This is a genomic window from Amycolatopsis sp. NPDC049252, assembly GCF_043197175.1.
GTDB lineage: Bacteria > Actinomycetota > Actinomycetes > Mycobacteriales > Pseudonocardiaceae > Amycolatopsis.
Genome location: NZ_JBICSQ010000168.1, coordinates 1 through 5,003, shown reverse-complemented (window position 1 = coordinate 5,003; position 5,003 = coordinate 1). Strand labels below are relative to the sequence as shown.

The window sequence follows — 5,003 nt, the reverse complement described above, 5'->3', positions numbered from 1 at the left end:
CGGGCAGCTGGCCGTCCGCTGGCCGGAGGTCCGGAAATTCCTGTGTGGACTGTCCACGGAAGACCTCGAGCGCGCCGGCCGTCTCCTCGCCCGCGTCTCCCCCGCCGACGTCCTCGCCGCGCACCCGGACGTGCCGGTGGTGCGGGTCGCGATCACCGGGCACGGCACGGTGTCGCCGGTCGTGCCGCCGCTCGCGGCGGAGCTGGCACGCCACGGGCTGCTGCTGGACGCGCACGTCTGCGCTTTCGACTCCTACGTGTTCGACCTGACCGACCCGGCGAGCGACCTGTACGCGCACCGCCCGGATCTCGTGCTCTGCCCGCTGGACCCGGAGATCGTGACCGACGAGCTGCCCGTGCCGTGGCGGGCCGCCGACGCGGAAACGGTGCTGGACGCCAAGATCGGCCTGCTGGAGGACCTGGCCCGGCGGCACGCCGCGCAGGGCGGCGGGGTGCTGGTGTTCACCACCCTGCCGTTGCCCGGCGCGATCGCGGGCCAGCTGGTCGACCAGCGCTCACGCGCCCGGCTCGGCGCCGCGTGGCGGCGGGCCAACGCGCGCCTGCTCGACCTCACCGCGGAACTCGCTTCGGTGTCCGTGATCGACGTCGACCCGCTGCTGGCCGAGGGCATTCCGGCGGAGGACGCGCGGCTCGGACGCTACACGAAGACCCACCTCTCCCCCGCGCTGCTGACGCGCCTGGCCCGCGAAGCCGGGCACCTCGCCCGGTACGTCACCGGGTCGGTGAAGAAGTGCCTCGCGGTGGACCTGGACGAGACGCTGTGGGGCGGCGTTCTCGGCGACGACGGCCTGGAGGGCATCGAGGTCGGCGACACGCCGCGCGGTGAGGCGTTCCGGTCGTTCCAGCGGGTGGTCAAGCAGCTCGGTTCGCAGGGCGTGCTCGTCGCCGCGGTGAGCAAGAACGACGGCGACCTGGTGCACCGGGCGTTCGCCGAGCACCCCGGGATGCTGCTGCGCAAGGACGACTTCGTGCGCGTGGTCGCGAACTGGCAGCCGAAGCACGACAACCTGGCCGCGCTGGCCGCCGACCTCAACATCGCCGCCGACGCCACCGTGTTCGCCGACGACTCCAGCTTCGAATGCGGGCTGGTGCGCCACGAGCTGCCGGGGGTGGCGGTGGTGCAGCTGGACGACGAACCCGCGCTGCACGGCGAAAAGCTGTTCGCGGACAACTGGTTCACCGTGCGCGAGCTGACCGCGACCGACCGGCAGCGGCCCTCGATGTACCGGCAGGAGCTGCGGCGCCGCGACTTCCTGGACTCGTTCGACTCGCTGGCCGACTACCTCGCCGGCCTCGGTGTGGTGGTCGAGCTGGCGCCGGTCACCGCGAAGGACGTACCACGAATCTCGCAGATCACGTTGCGCACCAACCAGTTCAACCTCACGACGGTCCGGCTGCAGCAGGACGAGGTGCAGCGCCGCGCGGCGGACCCGGAGCAGGTGACACTGGCCATCCGCAGCTCCGACCGCTTCGGCGACAACGGGACCGTGGGCGCGATCTTCCTGCGGCGCGGGGGCAGCACGCTGCACATCGACAACTTCCTGCTCAGCTGCCGGGTGTTCAGCCGGGGGGTGGAGGACACGTGCCTCGCGGCGGTGCTGGCGCACGCCGCGGCCACCGGCGCGACCGCCGTGTCCGGCACTTACCGGCCGAGCCCGAAGAACGGCAAGGTCGCCGGCTTCTACCTCCGGCACGGCTTCACCGCCGCGGGCGAGACCGGCGGCGCGCAGGTGTTCACGCACGACCTGACCGAGCTCCCGGCGCCGCCGGGGCACGTGCGGCTGGTCGACCGACTGGCGGAGGGAAGGGCATGAACGGCATCGGCGACTTCATCACCCTGCTGCGGGACGAGCTGGGGATCCCGGTGGAGGAGAAGGACGTGCACCGCGACCTCGACGAAGTGGAGGGCTGGGACTCCGTGCACCTGCTCGTGGTGCTCTCCAGCCTGGAACGCGTCACCGGCAGGCGCATGTCGCTGCCGCACGCGCTGGAGGCACGGACCCTGGACAAGCTCTACGCGCTGACGGTGACCGCATGAACGTCCGGCCGTTGCCGCCCCAGCGCCGGCACACCCTGTACCTGCAGGAGCAGCTCCGCGCGTTCTCGCCGGTGTTCCTGGACACCGAAGTCGACATGTCCGCGGTCCGGGCACACCGCGCGGCCTGCCCACGCCGGATCTCCACCGTGACCCACGTGCTGCACGCGGCCGCGCGGGTGCTCGCCGGGCACCCCGACGCGAACGCCGCGCTGTCCGGCCGCGTCTCGCCCCGGATCGCGCGGTTTTCGACCGTCAGCGGGAAGCTGACGCTCGACAAGACCCTCGCCGGGCAGCGGGTCGTGCTCGCCGCGGTGCTGCCGGACCTCGACCGCCTCGAGCTCGACGAGATCCAGGCGCTCGTGGAGCGCCACCGCGACGCCGACCCGGAGACCGACCCGGCGTTCGCGAAGCTGCGCGCACTGCACCGCGTCCCGCCGGTGGTGGGGAGGCTGCTGTTCCGGCTGGCCGGGCGCTCGCTCGCCGAGCGGCCGGGCCTGGCGGGCACCTTCGCCGTGACGTCGCTGGGACACCGGCCCGTGCACGGCTTCCACTCCGTCGGCGGCACCACGATCACCTTCGGCGTCGGGCAGGTCACCGACCGGCCGGTGGTCCGGGACGGCGCCGTCGTGGTGGCGCCGGTGCTGCGGCTGAACCTGGCGTTCGACCACCGGGTGCTCGACGGCGCCGAGGCCGCCGACGTGCTCACGGAGGTCAAGGACCGCCTCGAGAAGGTGCCCGACGCCGCCACCTGGCCCGGGGCGGTGACGGAGTGAACGACGTCCGGGAACTGAAACAGTACGTGTGGGCCCACGCGCGCGCCCAGGGCGTGCCGCTGAGTCACTACGAGGACCTGCTGTCGCGGATCACGTCCGATGTGGACGGTGCGGACGGGTCGTGGACCCGGGAGTGGGTACGCGCGGGCGAGGCCCTGGAACGCGACGGGAAACTACTGGAGGCCGGCCAGTACTACAACCTGGCCCGGTTCCCGTTCGTCGCGGGACCGGAGCGAGCGGAAGCGCTGGAGCGGTGCGTGTCGGCGTTCGACCGCTGGCGCCGGGAGGCGGGCGGCATCGAGCGCGTCGAAGTCGACACGCCGACCGGCCGGTTCGGCGCCTGGGGCACCGGACTGTCCACTCGGGACAAGCAGCCGCTCCTGGTGTTCATGGGCGGCATCGTGAGCGTCAAGGAGCAGTGGGCCCCGCTGCTGCCCGTGCTGCGGAAGCTCGGCGTCGCGGCGATCGCGGCCGAGCTGCCCGGCGTCGGGGAAAACCCGCTCCCCTACGACGACAAGAGCCACCGGCTGTTCTCCGACCTGCTCGACGCGGTCGCCGACCGCGCGGACGTGTCGCGGACGCACCTGCTGCCGCTGAGCTTCAGCGGGCACCTGGCGCTGCGCTGCGCGCTGGGCGACGAGCGGATCCGCGGCCTGGTCACCGTCGGTGCCCCGCTGCGGGAGTTCTTCACCGATCCCGCGTGGTGGTCCTCACTGCCCCGGCTCACGGTCGACACCCTCGTCCACCTCACCGGTGTCCCCGAAGCGGGACTGCAGGACCACGTGCGTGGCTGGGCGATCACCGCCGGCGAGATCGCGTCGCTGCGCATCCCGGTCGGCTACGTCGCCTGCTCCCGCGACGAGATCATCCCGCCCGGCGATCCGGCCCTGCTGCGCGAGCACGCCCGCGAGCCGCGCGTCGTCGAGTTCGACGACGTGCACGGCGCCCCGGAGCATTCGCGTGAGATGCAGGCTTGGGCGCTGCTGGCCACGCTCCGGATGCTCGGCGGCCGCCGGGTGCCGCGCGCGCTGTTCGGCACCGTCCTGGCCGGGCAGCGCCTGGGACGGCTGCTCCGCTCCCGAGCCTGAACCCCCTTCCCCCGACCGAGAGGCCGACGCCGCATGGCCGCCACCGAGGACAAGCTCCGCGACTACCTCGAACGTGTCACCAACGATCTGATCGCCATCGTGGGCACGTGCTGCCCGGCCCTGCTGCGCAAGCGCACCCCGCGTGCCGCACGTCGTGCAGTTCGACGACGTTCACGGGGCACCGACGCATTCGAGTGAGCTGCAGGCTTGGGCGTTGCCGACCACACCGCCCTGGCCGGGCAACGCCTGCGGCGGCTGCTCCGTTCCCGGGCTTGAACCCCCTTCCCCCGAACCCGAGAGGCTGACGCCGCATGGCCGCCACCGAGGACAAGCTCCGCGACTACCTCAAACGCGTCACCAACGATCTCGCCCGGACGCGCAAGCAGCTGCAGGACGCGGAGTCGGCGAAGCACGAACCGATCGCGGTCGTCGGGATGGGCTGCCGGTATCCGGGTGGGGTGCGCTCGCCGGAGGACCTCTGGCAGCTGGTGTCGGAGGGGGTGGACGCGATCAGTGAGTTCCCGGCGGATCGTGGGTGGGACCTGGAGAACCTGTTCGACCCGGACCCCGACCACCCGGGCACGGTGACGTCGCGGTTCGGCGGCTTTCTGCACGATGCGGCAGAGTTCGACCCGGAGTTCTTCGGGATCAGCCCGCGTGAGGCACTGGCGATGGATCCGCAGCAGCGGCTGTTGCTGGAGACGACGTGGGAGGCGCTGGAATACGGCGGGATCGTCCCGTCGACGTTGAAGGGCAGCCGGACCGGGGTCTTCACCGGGATCATGTACAACGACTACGCGTCCCGCCTGCAGCCGATGCCACCGTCGTTCGAGGGACACCTCGGCACGGGCAGCGCCGGCAGCGTGGCCTCGGGGCGGGTGGCCTACACCTTCGGTTTCGAAGGCCCGGCGGTGAGCGTGGACACGGCGTGTTCGTCGTCACTGGTCGCGATTCACCTGGCCGGGCAGGCGTTGCGGGGTGGTGAGTGCGATCTGGCGGTGGCCGGTGGGGTGACGGTGATGGCCACGCCGAACACGTTCGTCGAGTTCTCCCGCCAGCGCGGCCTCGCCGCCGACGGCCGGTG

General features: G+C 72.2%; 6 protein-coding genes. All 6 read left to right on the top strand.

What is annotated here, in order from left to right:
* The coding region (locus ACGFMK_RS48725; protein WP_392778831.1) for an HAD-IIIC family phosphatase at positions 1–1,834 on the top strand (1,834 nt) is incomplete at its 5' end.
* Positions 1,831–2,058: an acyl carrier protein gene (locus ACGFMK_RS48720; RefSeq protein ID WP_392778828.1), complete on the top strand. Its 228-nt coding sequence runs from the start codon at positions 1,831–1,833 to the stop codon at positions 2,056–2,058. The genes ACGFMK_RS48725 and ACGFMK_RS48720, both read left to right, overlap by 4 nt.
* Positions 2,055–2,831: a 2-oxo acid dehydrogenase subunit E2 gene (locus ACGFMK_RS48715; RefSeq protein ID WP_392778825.1), complete on the top strand. Its 777-nt coding sequence runs from the start codon at positions 2,055–2,057 to the stop codon at positions 2,829–2,831. Before ACGFMK_RS48720 ends, ACGFMK_RS48715 begins: the two co-directional genes overlap by 4 nt.
* Positions 2,828–3,919 carry an alpha/beta fold hydrolase gene (locus ACGFMK_RS48710; RefSeq protein WP_392778822.1) on the top strand — a complete coding sequence of 364 codons (1,092 nt, stop codon included), beginning with the start codon at positions 2,828–2,830 and terminating at the stop codon, positions 3,917–3,919. The genes ACGFMK_RS48715 and ACGFMK_RS48710 overlap by 4 nt, the downstream gene beginning before the upstream one ends.
* 33 nt (positions 3,920–3,952) lie before the next feature.
* Positions 3,953–4,117, top strand: coding sequence for a hypothetical protein (locus tag ACGFMK_RS48705; protein WP_392778820.1), 165 nt, complete (start codon positions 3,953–3,955; stop codon positions 4,115–4,117).
* A gap of 113 nt (positions 4,118–4,230) precedes the next feature.
* The coding region (locus ACGFMK_RS48700; protein ID WP_392778818.1) for a beta-ketoacyl synthase N-terminal-like domain-containing protein at positions 4,231–5,003 on the top strand (773 nt) is incomplete at its 3' end.